Here is a 19,636-nt window from a genome sequence, read left to right on the forward strand (position 1 = left end):
GCACCGGCCGACCACCCCACCGCTCACCGCACCCACCACGCGGGCCCCGCGTGGCCGACCCACGAGGACACCCCATGAACGCCGGCAGCACCACCGTGCCGTCCCCCACCGAACCGGTCGACACCGCCCCGTCGGCCGCGCCGGTCTTCCCGTTCACGGCGGTGCTCGGGCAGGCCGAGCTGAAGCGGGCGCTGCTGCTGAACGCGGTGGACGCCGGCATCGGCGGCGTGCTGGCGCTGGGCGACCGGGGCACCGGCAAGTCCACCACGGTGCGCGCGCTCGGCGCGCTGCTGGAGCGCGCCGGCATCCCGGCGCCGGTGGTCGACCTGCCGCTGGGCGCCACGGAGGACCGGGTGGTCGGCTCGCTGGACATCGAGGCCGCCCTGGTCGGTGGCGAGCGCCGGTTCGCGCCGGGCCTGCTGGCCGACGCCCACCGCGGCTTCCTCTACATCGACGAGGTGAACCTGCTCGACGACTACCTGGTCGACCTGCTGCTCGACGTCGCGGCCGGCGGGGTCAACCACGTCGAACGGGACGGCGTCAGCCACTCGCACCCCGCGCGGTTCGTCCTGGTCGGCTCCGGCAACCCGGAGGAGGGCGACCTCCGGCCGCAGCTGGAGGACCGCTTCGGGCTGTCCACGCACGTCACCACGATCACCGACCGTGCCCTGCGCACCCGGATCGTCCGCGCCCGGCTGGCGTTCGACGCCGATCCGGCCGGCTTCGTGGCGCGCCACGCGGACTCCGAGGCGGCGCTCGGGCGGGAGCTGCGGGCCGCCCGGGAGCGGCTGGAGGCCGTCGAGCTGACCGAGGAGGTCCTGGAGACGGCCGTGGACCTGTGCGTGGCCGGCGGCGCGGTCGGCCACCGCGCCGAGCTGGTGCTGGCCAGGGCCGCCCGGGCGAACGCGGCGCTGCGCGGCGCGGCCCGCGTGGAGCGGTCGGACCTGGCGGCGGTCGCCCTGCCGGCGCTGCGCCACCGGGTGCCCCGGGAGCCGTTCGACGATCCGGCGACCGTGGACGAGCGGCTGCGCGAGTGCGTGGCGGCGAGCGTGGCGGCCGACTCGTGAGCCGCGCCGAGCGGGCGCTCGGCGCGCCGTCCCCCGCCGTCCGACCGGCCGCCCGGGAGGGTGACGCGGCGGCGTCCGCCGCCCGGGCGGCGGTGCGTGGCTGGCTGGCCGGGGGCGACTTCGGGCTGCTGCTGGTCGGCGACTCCTGGCTGCGCGAACGTGCCTGGGCCGAGATCACCGCGGTGCTGCGCGCGGGGCCCGACGGCGCCCCGCCGCCCGTCCTCGGCACCGGCACCGACCTGGCCGCGCTGTACGACGCCCCGGATCCGTGGGCCGCGCTGGGCGGCCGGCGCGGCGCGGTGCGGCCGGGGCTGCTCGGCCGGGCCCGGCGCTCCGCGCTGCTGCTGCCGGCCGCGCACCTGCTGGACCCGGCGCGGGCAGCCGCCGCTGCCACGGCCGGCCGCCTGCTGGCCCAGGCGCCGACGCTCGCGGAGGCGCCGGCGGCGCTCGCCGAGCGGTGCGCCGTGCTGGAGCTGACCGAGGCCGCCCCGGAGGTGCTGGGGCGGTGGGCGCGGGCGGGCGAGGGGGCGGCCCCGGGGACGCCGCTCGGCCTGGTCGGCGGCGACGGCGACAGCGACGTTGACGGCCACGGGGACGGCCACGGGGGCGGCCACGGGGGCGGCTTCGGGGACGGCACCGGTGAGGGGCTGGCGGAGCGGGTGGTGGAGCTGCTCGCCCGTCACGGCCTGAGCGGCCACCACCTCGACGTGACCGCGGCACGGCTGGCCCTGGCGGTGGCCCGGACCGGCCGGCACGACCCGCTGGACGCGGTGGAGCGGCTGGTGTGCCGGCCGCGCGCCGCGGGCGCCGCCGAGGCGCCGGCGCCGCCCGGTCCGGTCCCGCCGGAGGCCGGCGAGCCGCCGGAGCCGCGGGAGCCCCCGGAGCCCGGCCCCCGCGACGACTCCCCGCGGCCGGCGGGGCCGTCCGCCGATCGGCCGCCGGCCGACGGCGGCGCGGCCCCCGGGGAGGGCCGCGAGGCGCCCGGGGAGCCGGTGGAGCAGCGGCCCGCCGAGGAAGCCGCGGCGGAGCCCGCGCCGCCCCGCGGGCCGCGCGCCCCGTGGCGGCGGGCCCGCCCGGTGCGCGGCGGCCTGGACGGGCGCCGGGGCGCGCCGCAGGAGCATCCGCTGCGCGGGCGCCCGCGCCGGGTGGTCCCGGTGGAGCGGGCCGGCGGGCACGTCGCCGTGGTGCCGACGCTGCGGGCCGCCGCCCCGTGGCAGCGCGTCCGGGCCGGCGGGGACCGCCCGGGGACGGGGATGCGGATCCACCCGGAGGACCTGCGGGGGCGGCTGCGCCGCCGGCGCGGCGGCCGGGTGGTCGTGGTGGTGGTCGACGCCTCCGGCTCGATGGCCCGGGGGGCGATCCGCCGGGCCAAGGGGATCGCGCTGGCCGTGCTGGACGACGCCTACCGGGAGCGCTCCACCGTGGCCGTGGTGGTGGCGCGGGGGTCGAAGGCGGTGCTGGGGCTGCCGCCGACCCGCAGCACCAGCCGGGCGCGGTCGGCGCTGCGTGCCCTGCCGGCCGGTGGCGGCACACCGCTCGCCTCGGCTCTGCTGCTGGCCGGCACGGTGGCCCGGCGCTACGAGCCGGCCCAGGTGGAGGCGGTGGTGCTGACGGACGGCCGGACCAACGTGGGGGTGGGCGGGGATCCCCGCCAGGACGCCGAACGGGCGGCCCGTCTGCTGGCGGGCGTGTGCGCCGAGGTGCGGGTGGTGGACCTGTCGCCCCGTTACGCCCGGTCCCGGGCGCAGTGGTTGCGCCTGGCCTGCGGCGACGACACCCCGCAGGCCCCGACCGCGGGTGCGGCTGCGGCGGGCGGCGTCCCGGCCGCGCCGGGAGCGGGGGCTTCGGCGCGTCGGGGGCGGGGAGGTCAGGCGGGATGACGGGGCGGCAGCCGGTGCAGCCGGACCTCCGCGAGCGCGCCGCCGGCGAGCCGGGCGGTCATGTAGGTGGCGTACGGCTGGCGGCGGCGGTCGGTGGGCGAGCCGGGGTTGAGCAGCCGCAGGCCGCCGGCGGCCGTGGTGTCCCACGGGATGTGGCTGTGTCCGAAGACCAGCACGTCGGCGTCGGGGAAGCGGGCGGCGCAGCGCTCCTCCCGGCCGCGCGCCGGCCCGGTCTCGTGCACCACGGCCAGCCGCACGCCCTCCAGTTCCACCCGGGCCACCTCCGGGAGGACGGCCCGCAGGTCGTCGCCGTCGTTGTTGCCGTACACCGCGACCAGGCGGGTGGCGCGCCGCCGCAGCAGGTCGTAGGTGGCGAGGTCCACCCAGTCCCCGGCGTGCACCACCACGTCGGCGGCGTCGACGGCGGCCAGGACCTCCTCCGGCAGCGCCCGGGCGCGCCGGGGCAGGTGGGTGTCGGAGATCAGCAGCAGCCTCATGGCACCAACCTACGGCGTGTCCGGCGGGTGGGGGGCCGCCCTGTCCGGTGCGGTCGGCGGGTTGTTGGATGTGTGACGTGCCCGCTTCGGGGCAGGGTGACTCCCGCGCCGGCGCGGCCGTACGGACGTGCGACACCGTCCCGGTATTCGGGATTCCCGCCCCGGCGGGAAGGAACGGAACACCGGTGGCGCTGCCCTTGTTGACGAGCCTTCGACCATGTGGGGGAACAGGATGACCGACGGACACGACTTCGCCCGCCCGTTCGGTGGCGGGCGGCCGGCTCAGGGAGTGCCGGCCGCCGCCGAGCCGATCTTCGCGGCCCTGGTGAGCGAGCGCGGGGACGTGGTCGCCGAGGCGCGGGCCACCGCGGACCAGGTGCGCGACCGGCTGCGCCAGGATCTGGACCGGTTCTCCCAGGATCCGGTGGACTTCGGCAGAAGCCCGCTGGAGCTGCGCCGGGAGCCGACGGACTTCGGTCGGGAGCCGGCGCCGCCGACCGGGCCGGGCGCCGGCCCGCGCTCGCCCGAACCGCCGGTGCCGAACCGTTCGGCGCCGAACCGCCCGGAGCCGGGCGGGCAGGCGTCCCCCTGGTTCGGTGGGGCGCGCTGACCCCTCGTGGGGCCGCCGGTCGACGCGGAGCGTCCGGCGGCCCCGTCCGCGGGCGCCTCAGCTGAGCAGGTGCTTGGCGCGGCCGCGGACCTCGGCGGCGACCGCCTCCGCCTCGGCGGTCTGCGCGTGGTGGAGGAGCCCGTAGGTGAAGGCGTTCTCCCCGGCGCCGTGTGCCTGGACGCCGAGCAGGCGCAGCGCCTCGCGGCTGGCCACCGCGTCCTGGTGGGTGCCCAGCGCCTGGTGCAGCCGCTTCATCCGCCGGGTGAACCGCCGGCCGCTCTTGCCGAGCACTCCGCGCGCGGTCTCGCCGGCGTAGCGGGCCCGTTTGGCCGCCTTGCGGGCCTCGTGCAGGGCGGCGTCCCGCTCCGGGCCGGGCTCCAGGGCGTAGGCGGCCTCCAGCCGGGCGGCCACCCGCCGGCGTTCCCGGCGTTCCACGCGTTCCAGCACGGGGCGCGCCTTCCGCCACGCGGCCGGGCGCAGCGGCGGCCGCTCCAGCACGGCGTCGAGGGCGCCGCGCAGCGCGGCGTGGCGGGGGCCGTCCAGGGCCTGGACGATCCGCCGGTGGGCGTCGTGGTAGTCGCGCGTCGACCGGCCGACGATCCTGGCCTGCACCGGTCCGAGCACGAGTTCGGGTGGCAGGGCGCGCAGCTGCGTGGTGAGCCGGTCGCGGAGCACCTCGGCGTCACGCGCCCGGCCGAGTACCGCGCCCAACCATTTCAGCTCGGCCTCCACCGGGTCGGTGGCGGCGCGGTCGAGGACCTTCCGGTAGGTCTTCAGGGCGCTGCGCAGCCGCCGCGTGGCGACCCGCATCCGGTGGACCGCGTCGGGTTCGTCCCGGCGGACGGCCAGCTCCAGGGCGTACAGCTCGTGGACGAGTCCGCGCAGCCGGGTCAGGACGACGGCTCCCGCGCTGCCGGGTGCCGGGGGGTCGTACGCCGTGGCGCGGTCGCGCGGTGTGTGGTGGCGCGCGGCGTCGTGGCCGTGCGCCGGTTCTCGATCGCCTCCCATACCGGTCGCCTTCCCGGAACGGGCGGGATGACGCCCCGCGGCGGGCGTCGGGCCGTCGGGGGGGGCGTGGCGGCGCCTCGACGGCTCGTCAGGGCGTGCGGGATGGTGCACCCTTCCTCGACCCCTTCCGGTTGCCTGCCCGTTTTGCCCTATTTATTGTGAATCCGTCCCTGGGGATTCCGCCTCCGCGGGCAGCCCCCGATCAATCAAGCAAGAAAGTAGGTGCGTGGTATGCAGCTGCGCGAAGAGCTCTCCCGCACGCGCATGCCGGTCCCCTCCCAGTACCTGGAGGAGGTAGCCGGCATGGTCGAGGAATGGGAGCACCCCTCCGACGTCCCGCCGCTGGAGACCGAGATGCTCGGTGGCGGCGGGGGATGGGGCGGCGGTGGCGGCGGCGGCCTCCTCCTGCTGTCCGTCGGCAAGCCCAAGAAGTAGGGCGGTCCGCACCGTGATCCCGGCTGACACGGGGGCGTCCCCGTGCGCGATCGCGGTGCGGGCGCTGTCCGCCGAGGTCGCCCGCGCCCTGAGGGGCGCGGGCGACCCCTACGCGTTGGCGGACGTCCCGCACCTGGGCAGTGACCCGGCGGCCGCGCTGGCCGCCGTCCGGGTCCTCGGGCCCGACGCGCTCGCCCCGCACGCCCTGCGGGGGACCGCCCCGCGGCCGGACGACGTCGCGCTCGTCCGCGAGTCGTTGCTGGCCTACCCCGCCACCGCCCCCCGCCGGCCCGGCGACCCGCCGGTGGCCGCCTGGCGCGACTGGGCCACGGCCCGGCTGCTGCGCTGGTTCGGCGCGGCCGGCCCCGGCACCGACGACGCCTACCTCCGCCCCGAGGCGCTTCCCTCGGGCGCCGGCCTGGAACGCGGCTGGCCCGCCTGGTCGGTGGTCCTCGCCCAGTTGGCGCCGCTCGCCCTGCCGGGCCTGGACAGCCCGCTGCACGAGGAGGTGCGGCACCACCGCGTGGAGCTCGCCCGCGCGGTCACCCGTTCCGTGCTGCGCCGCGACTACCGGGTGGCCGCCCGGCTGGCCCGGTGGCTGGCGCTGGTCGGGGAGGACCCGGCCGCGCCGGTGGGCGTCGGCCCCCTGGTGAACCACCTGGAGGTGCTCGGCGACGACCCGCGCCTGCTGGTCGACGCCTCCGTGGCCCGCCTGCTGCTGGAGGACGAGCGATGACCACGACCCTGGCCACGCTGCCCCCGCTGTGCCACCGGGTGGCCGGACGGGCCCTGCGCTGGCTCGACGAGGCGGCGCCGCACTTCGCGCTGCCCACCGACGAGCTCCCCGAGACCATGGAGGTGGTGGACACCCTCAAGCCGCTCGGCGAACTGGCCATGGCCGCCTACCTGGTCGGCCGGGAGGGCGTCACCGGTCACCAGGCGTCCCGGGTCGCCCCGCGCCTGCTGCGGTTCGCCTGGGAGCAGACCGGGCGCGGCCGGGTGCTGCTGGCCCGCCAGCGCCGCTACCCGTACTCCACCGAGGCCCTGGAGTTCTACGTCTGGTTCGCCCGGGGCGGGCACCGGGCACCCGAGCTGGAAGCCCTGCTGGCGTCGCTGGCGCGCACGCGCGCCGTGGGCGCCTGGTCGGAGGAGGCGGCCACCCGGGAACTCGGCGTGCTCCGCGCCGCGGGACACCTCGGCCTGCCCGGCCACGCGCCGTTCGAGGAGGTGCTGGCGCGCACCTGGCTCGGACGGACCCCGCCGCCCTGGGCGGTGGACGGACTCACCCTGTACGCCGTCACCCACACCGTCTACCACCTCACCGACTGGGGCGCCGAGCCCGCGGCGGTGCCCGAACGGCTGGTCCGCTACCTGGGGACCTGGCTCCCGGCCTGGCTGGAGGTCTACCTGGAGGCCGAGGAGTGGGACCTGGTCGCCGAGCTGCTGCTGGTCGACGCCTGCCTGCCCGAGCCCCGGTGGAACCTCGCGGCCTGGGAGCGGCTGGCCGAGGCCCAGCGCGCCGACGGCCTGCTCTCCCACGGCCCGGTGCCGGCCCCGGAGGACACGGCGGAGGCCTGGCGCAACCACTACCACCCCACCATCGCCGCCGCCCTCGCCGCCACCATGGCGCTCTCCCGCGCCCTGGCGCCCGGCGGCGCGGTGCCCAGCCGGAGCGGCGGCGCCCGGTGGAACGGAGGCGCGCGGTGACGGTGACCGCCCCCGGGGCCGAGCACACCGGGCCCGCGGCGCCGCCCCCGGGGCCCCGTCCGGCCGCCGCCCCCTCCGAGCCGCTCACCGGCCTGGTGACGGAGTACCTGGACCGCGCCGCGCGGGCGCTGCCCCCCGCCCCGGCCGCCGTGTGGGGGGCGCTGCGGGACGGTGAGCGGGCGCTGGTCTGCCGGGCGGGCGAGGGGCCGTACGCCGCCGCGCCGCCCGACGAGCACACCGTCTTCGAGCTCGGTTCGCTCACCAAGACCTTCACCGCGCTGCTGCTCGCCGAGATGGCGGCCCGCGGCGAGGTCCGCTACCGGGATCCGGTCGACGCGTATCTCCCCGCCGGGGCGCGCCCCCGGAGGCGCCGGCGCGACGAGCACCACCCGCTGACCCTCCGCCACCTGGCCACCCACACCGGTGGGCTGCCCCGGCTGCCGGCGAACCTGCTGCCGTACGCGCTGCGCGACCTGCGCGCCGGCAGCCCGTACGGGGGCTACCAGCTGGCGCACCTGTACGCGGCCACCGCGCGGCTGGGCCGCGGCCCGCGCCCCGGCTCGCTGGTGCGGTACTCCAACTACGGCGTCGGCCTGCTCGGGCAGGCGCTGGCCAACGCGGTGGACTCGGACTACGGCACCCTGGTCGCCGAGCGGATCTGCGGCCCGCTGGGGCTCGCCGACACGGTCACCACCGGCCGGTGGGAGGCGAGCGCCGGGTGGGGTGCGCCGCCCGCCGGCCCGCGCCTCCACCGGATCGCCGGCCACCGGGGGACCCGCCCGGTGCCGCCCTGGCGGATGGCGGCGCTCGCCGGCGCGGGGGCGCTGCTCTCCAGCGGGCACGACCTGCTGCGCTACCTCGACGCCCTGCTGGGCCGGCCGGGCGGGGCGCCCGCCGCCACCCGGTCCGCCCTCCCCCCGTCGCTCGCGGCCGCCCTGGAGGACGTGCGCCGGCCCCGGCTGCGGATGCGCGACGGGGACGAGTTCGCGCTGGTGTGGTTCTCCCGCACCGTGGACGGCCGCCAGGTGCTCTTCCACTCCGGCGGCACGCTGGGCTGCACCACCTTCCTGGCCTACTGCCCGGACGCCCGCGCCGCCGTGGTCGCCCTGTCCGCCGCCGGCTGCCGGCGGCGGGAGCCCCTGCTGACGGAGGGCTACGACCTGCTCCGCCGGCTGATGGGGGCCGGCTGAGCCGGGCCGCGGCGTGGCGGCTGTGTCGGGGCGACGGCGGCCACCGTCGCCCCACTAGCCTTGCGCCCCATGGATCGTGAGCAGCTCAACACCACCGGCCCAGCCGCCGACGCCGGAGCCCTCACCGGCGGGGGCTTCGAGACCCGGGCCATCCACGCCGGGCAGGAGCCCGACCCGCTGACCGGCGCGGTCGTCCCGCCCATCTACCAGGTCTCCACCTACCGGCAGGACGCCGTCGGCCGGCTGCGCGGCGGTTACGAGTACAGCCGCAGCGCCAACCCCACCCGCACGGCCCTGGAGAGCGCCCTGGCGGCGCTGGAGCTCGGCCGCCGGGGGTTCGCCTTCTCCTCCGGCATGGCCGCGGAGGACTGCCTGCTGCGCACCGTGTGCGCGCCGGGCGACCACGTGGTCATCCCCACCGACGCCTACGGCGGGACGTACCGGCTGGTCAGCCGGGTGCTGGAGCGGTGGGGGGTGAGCTGGACGGTCGCCGACACGCACGACCCCGACGCGGTGCGCCGCGCCCTGCGGCCGGCCGGCCCGGCCGGTCCGGCCACCCGCCTGGTGTGGGCGGAGACGCCCAGCAACCCGCTGCTGAACGTCAGCGACATCGCGGCGCTGGCGGACGTCGCCCACGCGGCCGGGGCGCTGCTGGTCGTCGACAACACCTTCGCCAGCCCCTACCTCCAGCAGCCGCTGCCGCTCGGTGCCGACGCGGTGGTGCACTCCACGACCAAGTACCTGGGCGGGCACTCCGACGTGGTCGGCGGCGCGCTGGTGGTCGACGACGAGGAGCTGGCCGAACGGATCGCCTTCCACCACAACGCGGTCGGCGCGGTGGCCGGCCCGTTCGACTCCTGGCTCACCCTGCGCGGGGTGCGCACGCTGGCGGTGCGGATGGACCGGCACTGCGCCAACGCGGCCCGGATCGCCCGGATGCTGGCGGACCACCCGGCGGTCGCCTCCGTGCTCTACCCCGGCCTGCCGGAGCATCCCGGGCACGCCGTGGCCGCCAAGCAGATGCGCGACTTCGGCGGCATGGTGTCCTGCCGCCTGGCGGGCGGCGAGGAGGCCGCCCGGCGGATGTGCGAACGCACCCGGCTGTTCGCCCTGGCCGAGTCGCTCGGCGGCGTGGAGTCCCTGATCGAGCATCCCCGCCGCATGACGCACATGAGCACCGCCGACACCCCGCACGAGGTCCCGGCGGACCTGGTGCGGCTGTCCGTCGGCATCGAGAACGTCGACGACCTGCTCGCGGACCTCGAACAGGCGCTCGGGTGACGGCCCGCCCGGGGGACGCCTCCCGGGCGACACACCCGCGCGGCCTCGGCGGGACGGAGCGCGATTTCGTCCCGCCGACGCGCTAGCGTCGAAGAATGATCGGACTGCCCGACGACATCACGGCCTGCCTGTTCGATCTGGACGGGGTGCTGACCAGCACGGCTCGGCTGCACCGGGAGGCGTGGAAGGAGACCTTCGACGCCTTCCTGCGGGCCAGGGACGGGGACGGCTTCCGGCCGTTCACCGACGAGGACTACGCGCGGTACGTGGACGGCCGCCCCCGCGCCGACGGCGTGCGCTCCTTCCTGGCCTCGCGGGGCGTCACCCTGCCCGAGGGGCGCCCGGACGACCCTCCGGACGCCCCGACCGTGGCCGGACTCGCCGGCCGCAAGAACGCCCTGCTGCTGCGGATCCTGGAGCGGCGCGGGGTCGAGCCCTACCCCGGTTCGGTGCGCTACCTGGAGGCGGCGCGCGCCGCCGGACTGGCCGTGGCGGTGGTGACCTCCTCGGCCAACGGGGCGGCGGTCCTCGCCGCCGCCGGCCTGGACGGGCTGGTCCAGGCCCGCATCGACGGGCTGGTGATCGCCCGCGAGGGGCTGCGCGGCAAACCCGCGCCGGACTCCTTCCTCGCCGGGGCCGACGCGCTCGGCGTCGAGCCGAAGCGGGCGGCGGTCTTCGAGGACGCCCGCTCCGGGGTGGCGGCCGGGCGCGCCGGCGGGTTCGGCCTGGTGGTCGGCGTGGACCGGACCGGCCGGCCGGACGAGCTGCGCGAGCACGGCGCGGACGTGGTGGTCAGTGATCTGGCGGAGCTGTTGGGAGGTGCGTCGTGAGCGCGACGAAGCCCGGCTGGGTGGTCGCCCCGTGGGAGCTGCGGTGGAGCGGCCTGGACGTGGAGGCGCTGGAGCGGACCGAGTCGGCGTTCGCGCTCTCCAACGGCCACCTGGGCTGGCGCGGCTCCCTGGAGGAGGGCGAGCCTCGCGGCCTGCCGGGAACCTACCTCAACGGCTTCTACGAGGAGCACTCGCTGCCGTACGCCGAGAGCGGCTACGGCTACCCCGAGGCGGGGCAGACGGTGGTGAACGCCACCGACGGCAAGATCATCCGCCTGCTGGTCGGCGACGAGCCGCTGGACATGCGCTACGGCGCGGCCGTGCACCACGAACGGGTGCTGGACTTCCGGTCCGGCACGCTGAGCCGGAACACCGAGTGGGTCTCCCCCACCGGCCGCCGGGTGCGGATCACCACCCAGCGGCTGGTGTCGTTCACCCAGCGGGCGGTGGCGGCCATCCGCTACGAGGTGGAACCGGTCGACGGCGAACTGCAGGTGGTGCTCCAGTCGGACCTGCTGGCCAACGAACCGATCGAGTCCACCAGCAAGGACCCGCGGGTGGCGGCGGCGCTGCGCGCCCCGCTGGCCGCCGACTTCGCCGCCTCGGAGGGGTACCGGGCGGTGCTGGTGCACCACACCAAGCGCTCCGGGCTGCGCCTGGCGGCGGCGATGGACCACGAGCTGGAGGCCACCGACGGCCTGCACACCGAGATGCACGTCGAGGAGGACCTGGCCCGGCTGACCGCCGCGGTGGACGTGCCGGCCGGCGGGCGGCTGCGGCTGACCAAGTACCTGGCCTACGGGTGGTCCGGGCAGCGCTCCGTCCCGGCGCTGCGGGCGCAGGTGGACGCCGCGCTGGCCGGGGCCCTGCAGACCGGCTGGGACGGCCTGCTGGCCGAGCAGCGCGCGTACCTGGACGACTTCTGGGAGTCCGCCGACATCGAGATCGACGGCGACCCGGAGCTGCAGCAGGCGCTGCGGTTCGCGCTGTACCACGTGCTCCAGGCCGGTTCCCGCGGGGAGAGCCGGGCGATCCCGGCGAAGGGCCTGACCGGCCCCGGCTACGACGGGCACGCCTTCTGGGACACCGAGACCTTCGTGCTCCCGGTGCTCTCCTACACCATCCCGGAGGCGGCCCGGGACGCCCTGCGCTGGCGGCACTCGACCCTGGACAAGGCGCGCGAGCGCGCGCGGGTGCTCGGCCAGCGCGGCGCGGTCTTCCCGTGGCGCTCGATCAACGGCGAGGAGTGCTCCGCGTACTGGCCGGCCGGGACCGCCGCCTTCCACGTGGCGGCGGACATCGCCGACGCCACCGTGCGCTACCTCGGCGCGACCGGCGACACCGACTTCGACCGCAACGAGGGCGCGGAGCTGCTGATCGAGACGGCTCGGCTGTGGGCCTCGCTGGGCCACCACGACCCGCACGGCGGCTTCCGGATCGACGGGGTCACCGGTCCGGACGAGTACACGGCGGTGGTGGACAACAACGTCTACACCAACCTGATGGCGCAGCGGAACCTGCTCCAGGCCGCCGCCGCCTGCGAGCGGCTGCCGGAGGTCGCCGAGCGGCTCGGCGTGGAGGAGGGCGAGGTGGCGTTCTGGCGGAACGCCGCCCGCAACATGGTGGTGCCCTACGACGACGTGCTCGGGGTGCATCCCCAGTCGGAGCGGTTCACCGAGCACACCGAGTGGGACTTCGCGGCGACCCCTCCGGAGGGCTATCCGCTGCTGCTGAACTACCCATACTTCGACCTGTACCGCAAGCAGGTGATCAAGCAGGCGGACCTGGTGCTGGCGCTGCACCTGCGCGGGGACGCGTTCACCGAGGAGCAGAAGGCCCGCAACTTCGCCTACTACGAGGCGCGCACCGTGCGGGACTCGTCCCTGTCGGCGTGCACCCAGGCGGTGATCGCGGCGGAGGTCGGCCACCTGGACCTGGCCTACGACTACCTGGCCGAGACCGCGCTGGCGGACTTCCACGACATCCACCGCAACGTGCGCAACGGACTGCACATCGCCTCGCTGGCCGGATCGTGGATCGCCACCATCGCAGGGCTGGGCGGCATGCGGGACCACGACGGGGTGCTGACCTTCGCGCCCCGGCTGCCGGCGGCACTGCGCTCGATCACCTTCCGGATGTGCTACCGGGAGACCCGGTTCGCCGTGGAGGTGACGCAGGAGCAGGCCAGCTACCGGCTGATCTCCGGCAAGCCGCTGCACACCGCGCACCACGGGGAGCCCATCGTGGTCTCGCCCGGCGAGCCGGTGGTGCGGCCGCTGCCGCCACCGCCCCGGCACCCGGCGCCGCAGCAGCCGGTGGGTCGGGCGCCGCAGCGGCGCAGCCGTCCGCCGGTGTGACGGCGGCCCACTCGGTACGCTGCTGCTCCGTGGAGGTCCGGGGACGTCGCGCGAGGGCGGCGACCCCGGACCGTGCGGTGAGGGGAGGGTCAGTGACGGAGCGCGTGTGGACGGTCCGGGTGGACCGGACGGCCTGTGTCGGCTCGGGGATCTGCGTGGGCAGGGCCCCGGGACGGTTCGTGCTGGAGGGCGGCCGGTCGCGGCCGGTGGGCGAACGGGTGGAGGGCGACCAGGAGGTCGTCGAGGCCGCCGAGTCGTGCCCCATGGAGGCCATCGAGGTGCGGGACGCCATCACCGGGGAGCTGCTGGCCCCGACCGACTGACCGGGCGGGCCGCCCCCGGTGGCGCCGGCCCGCCCGCGCTGCCCCCGTGGGTCAGGGCGTGCCGAACAGGTCCCGGTGCGCGGCGTCGGTGGCGGTGAGGATGGCGCCGGCCAGCACCGAGCTGCCCTGGGCCGTGCCGGAGCGCACCTCGGTGCGCAGCGGCGAGATCCGGGCGAGGTGGTCGGCGACCCGGTCGGCGAGGTCCTGGCCGCCCGCCTGGCCCACCTCCCCGCCGAGCACCACGCAGCCGGGGTCGAGGACGCAGGTGACCGCGGCGGCCCCGATCGCGATCCGGGCGGCCAGGGCGTCCAGGAAGGCGGCGCCGCGCGGGCCGGCGGCGCGGGCCCGGCGCACCACGGCCTCGGCCGCGGCGGCGTCCCGGGCCGGCCCAGGGGCCAGGCCGTGCTGCCGGGCCAGCGCGCAGACGGCGGCGCTCCCGGCCAGGTCGTGGAACCCGCCGTCGCAGGCCGGTGGCGAGGGCAGCCGGCCGGTGCCGGGCACGGGCAGGAAGGCCAGCTCTCCGGTGCCTCCGGAGGCGCCCCGGCGCAGCCTGCCGTCGAGGATCACCGCCGCCCCGATGCCGTGGCCGAGCCAGAGCAGGACGAAGGTGTCCCGGTCCTGGGCCGCGCCGGTGCGCTGCTCGGCGATGCCGGCGAGGTTGACCTCGTTCTCCAGGAGCACCGGGGCGTCGAGTTCGGCGCGGAGCGCCGCGACCAGGTCGGTGTGCCAGGCGGGCAGCGCGCCGGTGGCGCTGAGCTGCCCGCTGCCCGGGTCGATCAGGCCCGGGGCGCCGACCGCCACGGTGTGCACGGCGGCCACCCCGGCGCGGCGCAGCGTGGCGCGCAGGGTGGTCAGGGTGCGGGGGACCGCGTCGGCGGAGGGGGTTCCCGGGGGGACGGGCAGGTCCGCCGCGGCCACCGTCCGGCCGGTCAGGTCGGCCACGGCGACGGAGACGGACTCGGTGCGCACGTCCACGGCGGCGGTGTGCGCCCGGTCGGCGACGATGCCGTAGAGCCGGGCGTTCGGGCCGCGCCGCTCGTCGCCGGACTCGCCGACGACGGTGACCAGGCCGGCGCGCTGCAGGCGGTCGAGGAGGTCGGCGACGGTCGGCCGGGACAGCCCGGTGTGCGCCTTGAGCTGGGCGGCCGTCAGCGGCCCCTGCACCAGCAGGTCGAGCGCCACCCGGTCGTTGATGGCGCGGGCCGTACTCGGGGTGGCGGTGCGGACGATGGTCATGCCCGAATCCTGACAGACCCGCGGGAGCTTTCCATCAGGAAGGGAGCCTGATAGTTTCTCGGCGCGCCGTCGAGGCGCCGAGGAAACGGGCGCCGCCGTCGGCGGCTCGGGCTGTGGGGAGGGCGGGGCGGATGTCGCGCGCACGTGGATCATCCGGCGGATCCGGCGGATCCGACGGAGCGGAGGGACCGAAGGGCCCGAAGGCACCGGACGACCGGGTGGGCGGTGACGGGGCGCTCGGCGTCGCGGCCGCGCCCTGGCCGGGGGCACGGCGGGCCCGGGCCGCGATCACCGTGGTCTTCGCCCTGCACGGCGCGGTGACCGGCAGCTTCGCCACCCGGATCCCCTGGCTCCAGGACCACCTCTCGCTCAGCGCCGGCCAGCTGGGCCTGGCACTGGTGGCCCCGGCCCTCGGCGCCTCACTGGCCATGCCGCTGGCCAGCCGGGTGACGCACCGCCACGGCGGCCGGGCGGCCGTGCGCGGCCTGCTGATGCTGTGGTGTGCCGCGCTCGCCCTGCCGGCGCTCTCCCCCGGCCTGCCCTGGCTCTTCCTGGCGCTGCTGCTCTACGGCGCGTCGGCCGGCATGGCGGACGTGGCCATGAACGCGGGCGGGGTGGCCGTCGAGGAACGGCTCGGCCGCTCGGTGATGTCCTCGCTGCACGGCATGTGGAGCGTCGGCGGCCTGCTGGCCTCCGGGGTGGGGGTGGCCGCGGCGAGCGCGGGGCTGGACGCCCGCGTCCACCTGGCGGGCGTCGCGGCCCTGCTGGTCGCCGCGGCCTGGTGGGTGGGCGGCCGGGTGCTCGACGTGCGGCCGCCGGCGGAGGAGGCCGCTCCGCCTCGGTTCGCCCTGCCCCCGCGGTCGGCCCTGCTGATCGGGGCGGTCGGGTTCTGCGCGGTGTTCGCCGAGGGCGCCAGCATGGACTGGTGCGCCGTCTACCTGACCGAGTTGGCGGGAGCCTCCCCGGGGGTGGCCGCGGCCTGCTACACCGGGTTCGCCTGTGCCATGGCCGCGACCCGGTTGGCCGGCGACGCGGTGGTCGGGCGGTTCGGCGCGGTGCGCACGGTGCGGGCGAGCGGCCTGGTGGCGGCCGTCGGCGGGGTGCTGGTGGTGCTGGCCCGTACCCCGCCGCTGGGCATCGTCGGCTTCGCGCTGCTGGGCGTGGGGATCGCCGTGGTGGTGCCGGTGGCCTTCGCCGCCGCCGGGCGCAGCGGCCCGGTGCCGAGCCAGGCGATCGCGGGCGTCGCCACCGTCACCTACACCTCCGGCCTGGTGGCGCCGGCCGCGGTCGGGGCGCTGGCCGACGCCACCTCGTTGACCGTCTCCTTCGCCCTGGTCACGGTGCTGGCGGCGCTGCTGGTGCCGGGCGCGCGGGCGCTGCGTTCGGCCGAGCGCGCCCGGACGGTGGCCGCGGCCCCGACCGGCCCGACCGGCTGAGCCGGTGGCCGGCTGACCCGGCGGCCGGCTGACCCGATGGCCCGGTGGCCGGCTGGCCCGGGAGGGCCACGGTGGGCTCAGCTCCCGGTGCTGTCGAACCGCCAGACCCTCAGGTCGAAGGCGAAGGCGTCGCCGCACGTCAGATCGACCTCCTGCCCCAGGACGCGCACGGTGACGGCTGCCGCCAGAGGAGTGTTCCATCCCTTCACCACCACCGGCCCCATCGGCTCCTCGTGCACCTCGTCGACGCGCCGCCGCGGACCGGCGGGCGCGTAGGAGCCGCTGACGACGGCCGTCTGCGCGGCCCCGGCCGTCTCGTCCTGCGGCTCGACGACCAGCCGGTGCCAGACCGTGCCGTCGTGGAAGAGGCCGGCCTCGGTCTCTCCGCCACCCACGTACTCCGCGTCCGCCGTCTGGACGGCCATGGAGGCGTGGGCGCCGAAGGCGGAGTTCTCGTAGAGCTGCACGGCCACGTGCACGCCGTTCCGCTCACCCGTGCAGTCGAGCGCGTGGCCCTGCTCCCTGGCCATCGTGAACGGTGCGCCGGAGTCGGGCGGGGCGGCGGAAGCGAGCGCCGGTGCCGGCGCCAGCAGCACCGCGGCCAGCGCACCGGCCAGGACGATGCGGGTACGGTGGATCATGATTCCCCCCTGAGGACGCGTCGGATGGCGACGCGCACCGGGTCCGGCCTCGGACCCGGCGCTGCGACGCCGGTGACGGTGGTGACGCCCGGAGGTGCCGTTCCGGTTGCCGCGCCGTGGGAGTGGCTCAGGGAGCCGTGGGGGTGGCTCAGGGAAAGGGCCGGATGTCCCCCGCGAAGCGGAGGGCTGTCGGGTGGCGGTTCCGTCAGGACCGTCCGCCACGGCGAGCAGCCGCGCGCACACCCCCCTCCCCGCAATGCCCCCAACCCCCCCTTGGGGGGCTTTTCGACCCCCTTCTTCAGGATCCCATTGGGAGGCAGCGCTCCGCAGGCCCCCTCTCACGGCCTGTGGATAACTCCGGGGCACGGGTGAACACCCGAACGGTCGCGCGAGCTCCCGGACGGTCGTGCCGGCGCGGTTCCCGTCCACGTCCGGCGCCCATCGTCCGGCGCCGGGGCACCCAGGTCCGGCGCCCACGCCCGGCGCCCCGGCGCGCAGGCCCGGCCCCCGGCCCCGCCCCCCACCCCCGGTACCCGGTGCGGCGGAGGTCACGGCCAGAGCAGTTGCCGGGTCCAAGGGCTCTCCGGCGCCTCGCGCCGGTAGGCCAGGCGCAGGTGTCGGCGGTCCCGGTCGGCCTGCCAGAACTCCACCTCCAGCGCCCGCACCGTGTAGACGGTCCACTCGGGCGGCACCAGGTTCGGCTCGTCCCGGAGCCGGCGCGCCTGGGCGCGGACGGCCGCCTCGATCTCGTCGGGGTGGCCCAGCGGCCGGCTCTGCCGGCCCACCAGGGTCTCGGCGCGGGCGCCGACGGAGCGCGCCCGGAAGTCCTCGGCGGCGCGCTCGGCGTCGGCACGGGTCACCGGCCCGCGCACCCGGACCTGACGGCCCAGCGGCTGCCAGTAGAAGGTCAGCGCCGCGGACGGACGGGCCGCCAGCTCCCGGCCCTTGCGGCTGCCGGCGTGCGAGGCGAACTGCCAGCCGTCGGCGTCCACGTCCTTGCAGATGAGCACCCGGGCGGAGGGGTCGCCCGCGGCGTCGGCCGTGGCCAGCGTCATGGCGTGCGGCTCCGGCACGCCCGCGCGCACCGCGTCGAGCAGCCACTCGGTGAACAGGGCGACCGGGTCGTCCGGGGCCTGCTCGGGCGCGAACGTGGGAAGCGTGGCCGGGAAGACCGGCAGGGCGCGCAGCAGCTCCCGCAGGTTCCCGGTGCCCCGGGGCGTGGCGGCGTCGACGGACGGCATGACACCTCTCCGTAGCGTCCAATGGATGCCTCACGATATTCCATCGGCCGGTCCACTGAAGCAGCGTCACGTCCACCCCCGGGACCGCTCTGCTCCGTGCCCGGGCCGCAGCCCTCGACGCTGCCGCCGGCGAAGCCACGACCAGCCGGTGCGCCGGGCCCGCCCCGTCGCCTACCGTGGCCGCATGACTGATCAGCGGGCGGCCGCGGGCCGGGCGCCGGACGGGGACGAGCGGGCGCCCCGCCGGCTGGTGGCGGTGCTGACCGGGGCCGGGATCTCCACCGACTCGGGCATCCCCGACTACCGGGGGCCGCAGGGGCTGTGGCGCCGGGATCCCGAGGCCGAGAAGCTGGTGACCTACCGGTACTACATGGACGACCCGGCGATCCGCCGCCGCTCCTGGCTGGCCCGGCGCGACCACCCCGCCTGGACCGCGGAGCCGGGCGCCGGCCACCGGGCGCTGGTCCGCCTCGAACGCGCCGGGGTTCCGCTGCGCATCCTCACCCAGAACGTCGACGGCCTGCACCAGCGCGCCGGCTCCTCGCCCCGCAGGGTCCTCGAACTGCACGGCTCGATGTTCGCGGTGGTCTGCACCGCCTGCGGGGAGCGGTCGACCATGCGGGAGGCGCTGGACCGGGTGGCGGCCGGGGAGGAGGACCCGCCGTGCCACGCCTGCGGCGGGATCCTGAAGTCCGGCACGGTGATGTTCGGCGAGGCGCTGGACCCCCGCACGCTCGGGCAGGCCGCCACGGTCGCGGGGGCGTGCGACGAGTTCTGGGCGGTGGGCACCTCGCTGCGGGTCGAGCCGGCCGCCTCGCTGTGCCGGGTGGCCGCCGAGTCCGGGGCACGCCTGGTGGTGGTCAACGCCGAGCCCACACCCTACGACGGCCTGGCCGACGAGGTGGTGCGCGAACCGATCGGCTCCGCGCTGCCCCGGCTCGTCGAGCGGCTCATCGAGGGGCTCGTCGACGGCTGAGTCCGCCCTCCTCCAGGGCGTCCAGGAAGGCGGTGGCGACCGGGGAGGGCAGGCGGCCGTGCAGCGCCTCGGTGCGGTGGACCAGCCGGGGCGCCCGCAGCGGGACCGCCGCCACGTCCGCCCGGTCCGCGGCCACCGCGGCGGGCAGCAGGGCCAGTCCGTGCTCCGCGGCCACCAGGTCGAGCAGCGTCCCGGCGTCCGGGCCGTCGTAGCGCGGGCCGGCCGGGAAGGCGTCCCAGCCCACCGCGGCGCGCAGGTCGGCCAGCGGGGCGGCGGCCTCGGGGGCGTCCACCCAGCGGGCGTCGGCCAGGTCGGCCAGGTCCAGCGCCGGCCGGACGCCGAGCGGGTGGTCGGCCGGCAGCACCACGGCCAGCGGCTCCTCGGCGACCGCCGTCGCCACGACCGGAAGGTCGGCGGGCAGCCGGAGCGGGTTCGTGGGCGCGGCCACGCCGTCCACGAGACCGAGGTCGACGGCGCCCTCGGCCACCGCGGCGGCGACCTCCGCCCGGCCGAGGACCCGCACCGACACCTCCACCCGCGGATCGCGCCGCCGCACCCGGGCCAACGCGCCGGCCACACCGTGCTGCAGGGCGGGCGCCGACCCGCCGACGGTGAGCCGGCGCCCCACCGGCCCCCCGGTCAGCCGGGCCAGCTCGCCGCGCGCGGCGTCCATCCGCAGCAGGATCGGTCCGGCGTGCTCCAGCAGCCGCTCCCCCGCCTCGGTCGGCCGGACCGGGCGGCGGTGCAGCAGCACGGCTCCCAGGTCGGACTCGAGCGCCGCGATCTGCTGGGAGATCGCGGACTGGGTGTAGCCGAGGTGGGCGGCGGCGCCGGAGAAGGAACCGAGGCGCACGACCGTCACGAAGGTGCGCAGCGACTGGGCGTTCATCCGATCAGTTTGGCTGATCTCGGCATCGTGAA

19 protein-coding genes are annotated in these 19,636 nt (G+C 77.4%); 13 read left to right on the forward strand and 6 right to left on the reverse strand.

The window, feature by feature from the left end; translation table 11 throughout:
* The first annotated feature begins 74 nt into the window (after nucleotides 1–74).
* Nucleotides 75–1,067 carry a magnesium chelatase ATPase subunit I gene (locus tag FHU37_RS08740; protein ID WP_179813645.1) on the forward strand — a complete coding sequence of 331 codons (993 nt, stop codon included), beginning with the start codon at nucleotides 75–77 and terminating at the stop codon, nucleotides 1,065–1,067.
* Nucleotides 1,064–2,947 (forward strand): VWA domain-containing protein, encoded by a 1,884-nt coding sequence (locus FHU37_RS29240; protein ID WP_179813646.1) that lies wholly within the window; start codon nucleotides 1,064–1,066, stop codon nucleotides 2,945–2,947. The genes FHU37_RS08740 and FHU37_RS29240 overlap by 4 nt, the downstream gene beginning before the upstream one ends.
* On the opposite strand, the gene FHU37_RS08750 is transcribed toward FHU37_RS29240, so the two are convergent.
* Complete coding sequence (locus FHU37_RS08750) at nucleotides 2,935–3,444, reverse strand: metallophosphoesterase family protein (RefSeq protein ID WP_179813647.1); 510 nt, start codon at nucleotides 3,442–3,444, stop codon at nucleotides 2,935–2,937. The genes FHU37_RS29240 and FHU37_RS08750 overlap by 13 nt on opposite strands.
* A gap of 232 nt (nucleotides 3,445–3,676) precedes the next feature.
* On the opposite strand from FHU37_RS08750, the gene FHU37_RS08755 reads away from it, so the two are divergent.
* The gene (locus FHU37_RS08755; RefSeq protein WP_179813648.1) at nucleotides 3,677–4,054 is read left to right on the forward strand and encodes a hypothetical protein; all 378 of its coding nucleotides are present in this window, start codon (nucleotides 3,677–3,679) and stop codon (nucleotides 4,052–4,054) included.
* Nucleotides 4,055–4,111: 57 nt separating this feature from the next.
* Here FHU37_RS08755 and FHU37_RS08760 read toward each other — a convergent pair whose 3' ends face one another.
* Complete coding sequence (locus tag FHU37_RS08760; RefSeq protein ID WP_179813649.1) at nucleotides 4,112–5,062, reverse strand: CHAD domain-containing protein; 951 nt, start codon at nucleotides 5,060–5,062, stop codon at nucleotides 4,112–4,114.
* Between the two features lie 231 nt (nucleotides 5,063–5,293).
* Between FHU37_RS08760 and FHU37_RS08765 the strand changes: the two genes are divergently transcribed.
* The 8 genes from FHU37_RS08765 to FHU37_RS08800 all read left to right on the forward strand — a co-directional run bounded on the left by FHU37_RS08765 (nucleotide 5,294) and on the right by FHU37_RS08800 (nucleotide 13,185).
* Nucleotides 5,294–5,497, forward strand: a complete 204-nt coding sequence (locus tag FHU37_RS08765) for a hypothetical protein (protein WP_179813650.1) — start codon at nucleotides 5,294–5,296, stop codon at nucleotides 5,495–5,497.
* Nucleotides 5,498–5,510: 13 nt separating this feature from the next.
* On the forward strand, nucleotides 5,511–6,233 hold the full coding sequence (locus tag FHU37_RS08770) for a hypothetical protein (protein ID WP_179813651.1): 723 nt from the start codon (nucleotides 5,511–5,513) through the stop codon (nucleotides 6,231–6,233).
* Nucleotides 6,230–7,204 carry a DUF6895 family protein gene (locus FHU37_RS08775; protein WP_179813652.1) on the forward strand — a complete coding sequence of 325 codons (975 nt, stop codon included), beginning with the start codon at nucleotides 6,230–6,232 and terminating at the stop codon, nucleotides 7,202–7,204. Before FHU37_RS08770 ends, FHU37_RS08775 begins: the two co-directional genes overlap by 4 nt.
* Nucleotides 7,201–8,394, forward strand: a complete 1,194-nt coding sequence (locus FHU37_RS08780) for a serine hydrolase domain-containing protein (RefSeq protein ID WP_179813653.1) — start codon at nucleotides 7,201–7,203, stop codon at nucleotides 8,392–8,394. The genes FHU37_RS08775 and FHU37_RS08780 overlap by 4 nt, the downstream gene beginning before the upstream one ends.
* A gap of 69 nt (nucleotides 8,395–8,463) precedes the next feature.
* Nucleotides 8,464–9,675, forward strand: coding sequence for a cystathionine gamma-synthase (locus FHU37_RS08785; RefSeq protein WP_179813654.1), 1,212 nt, complete (start codon nucleotides 8,464–8,466; stop codon nucleotides 9,673–9,675).
* A gap of 95 nt (nucleotides 9,676–9,770) precedes the next feature.
* A complete protein-coding gene (locus tag FHU37_RS08790) occupies nucleotides 9,771–10,505 on the forward strand; it encodes an HAD family hydrolase (RefSeq protein ID WP_179813655.1) in 735 nt (244 codons plus the stop codon).
* Nucleotides 10,502–12,862 (forward strand): glycoside hydrolase family 65 protein, encoded by a 2,361-nt coding sequence (locus FHU37_RS08795; RefSeq protein WP_179813656.1) that lies wholly within the window; start codon nucleotides 10,502–10,504, stop codon nucleotides 12,860–12,862. The genes FHU37_RS08790 and FHU37_RS08795 overlap by 4 nt, the downstream gene beginning before the upstream one ends.
* A gap of 92 nt (nucleotides 12,863–12,954) precedes the next feature.
* Nucleotides 12,955–13,185, forward strand: a complete 231-nt coding sequence (locus FHU37_RS08800; protein ID WP_179813657.1) for a ferredoxin — start codon at nucleotides 12,955–12,957, stop codon at nucleotides 13,183–13,185.
* 51 nt (nucleotides 13,186–13,236) lie between these two features.
* Here FHU37_RS08800 and FHU37_RS08805 read toward each other — a convergent pair whose 3' ends face one another.
* The gene (locus tag FHU37_RS08805) at nucleotides 13,237–14,421 is read right to left on the reverse strand and encodes an ROK family transcriptional regulator (protein WP_179813658.1); all 1,185 of its coding nucleotides are present in this window, start codon (nucleotides 14,419–14,421) and stop codon (nucleotides 13,237–13,239) included.
* Between the two features lie 131 nt (nucleotides 14,422–14,552).
* On the opposite strand from FHU37_RS08805, the gene FHU37_RS08810 reads away from it, so the two are divergent.
* Nucleotides 14,553–15,857 carry an MFS transporter gene (locus FHU37_RS08810; RefSeq protein WP_179813659.1) on the forward strand — a complete coding sequence of 435 codons (1,305 nt, stop codon included), beginning with the start codon at nucleotides 14,553–14,555 and terminating at the stop codon, nucleotides 15,855–15,857.
* A gap of 77 nt (nucleotides 15,858–15,934) precedes the next feature.
* Here FHU37_RS08810 and FHU37_RS08815 read toward each other — a convergent pair whose 3' ends face one another.
* Together FHU37_RS08815 and FHU37_RS08820 are read right to left on the reverse strand one after the other, a co-directional pair.
* On the reverse strand, nucleotides 15,935–16,498 hold the full coding sequence (locus FHU37_RS08815; RefSeq protein WP_179813660.1) for a hypothetical protein: 564 nt from the start codon (nucleotides 16,496–16,498) through the stop codon (nucleotides 15,935–15,937).
* Nucleotides 16,499–17,046: 548 nt separating this feature from the next.
* A complete protein-coding gene (locus FHU37_RS08820) occupies nucleotides 17,047–17,739 on the reverse strand; it encodes a pyridoxine/pyridoxamine 5'-phosphate oxidase (protein ID WP_179813661.1) in 693 nt (230 codons plus the stop codon).
* Nucleotides 17,740–17,923: 184 nt separating this feature from the next.
* Here FHU37_RS08820 and FHU37_RS08825 point away from each other — a divergent pair, with 184 nt between their 5' ends.
* Entirely contained in the window at nucleotides 17,924–18,715 is a 792-nt protein-coding gene (locus FHU37_RS08825; protein ID WP_179813662.1) for an SIR2 family NAD-dependent protein deacylase, read from the forward strand.
* Here the strand turns inward: FHU37_RS08825 and FHU37_RS08830 are convergent.
* Nucleotides 18,690–19,604, reverse strand: coding sequence for a LysR family transcriptional regulator (locus tag FHU37_RS08830; RefSeq protein ID WP_179813663.1), 915 nt, complete (start codon nucleotides 19,602–19,604; stop codon nucleotides 18,690–18,692). The two genes, FHU37_RS08825 and FHU37_RS08830, sit on opposite strands and share 26 nt — an antisense overlap.
* Between the last annotated feature and the right edge of the window lie 32 nt (nucleotides 19,605–19,636).

Source organism: Allostreptomyces psammosilenae, assembly GCF_013407765.1.
In the GTDB taxonomy this organism is placed as follows: domain Bacteria; phylum Actinomycetota; class Actinomycetes; order Streptomycetales; family Streptomycetaceae; genus Allostreptomyces; species Allostreptomyces psammosilenae.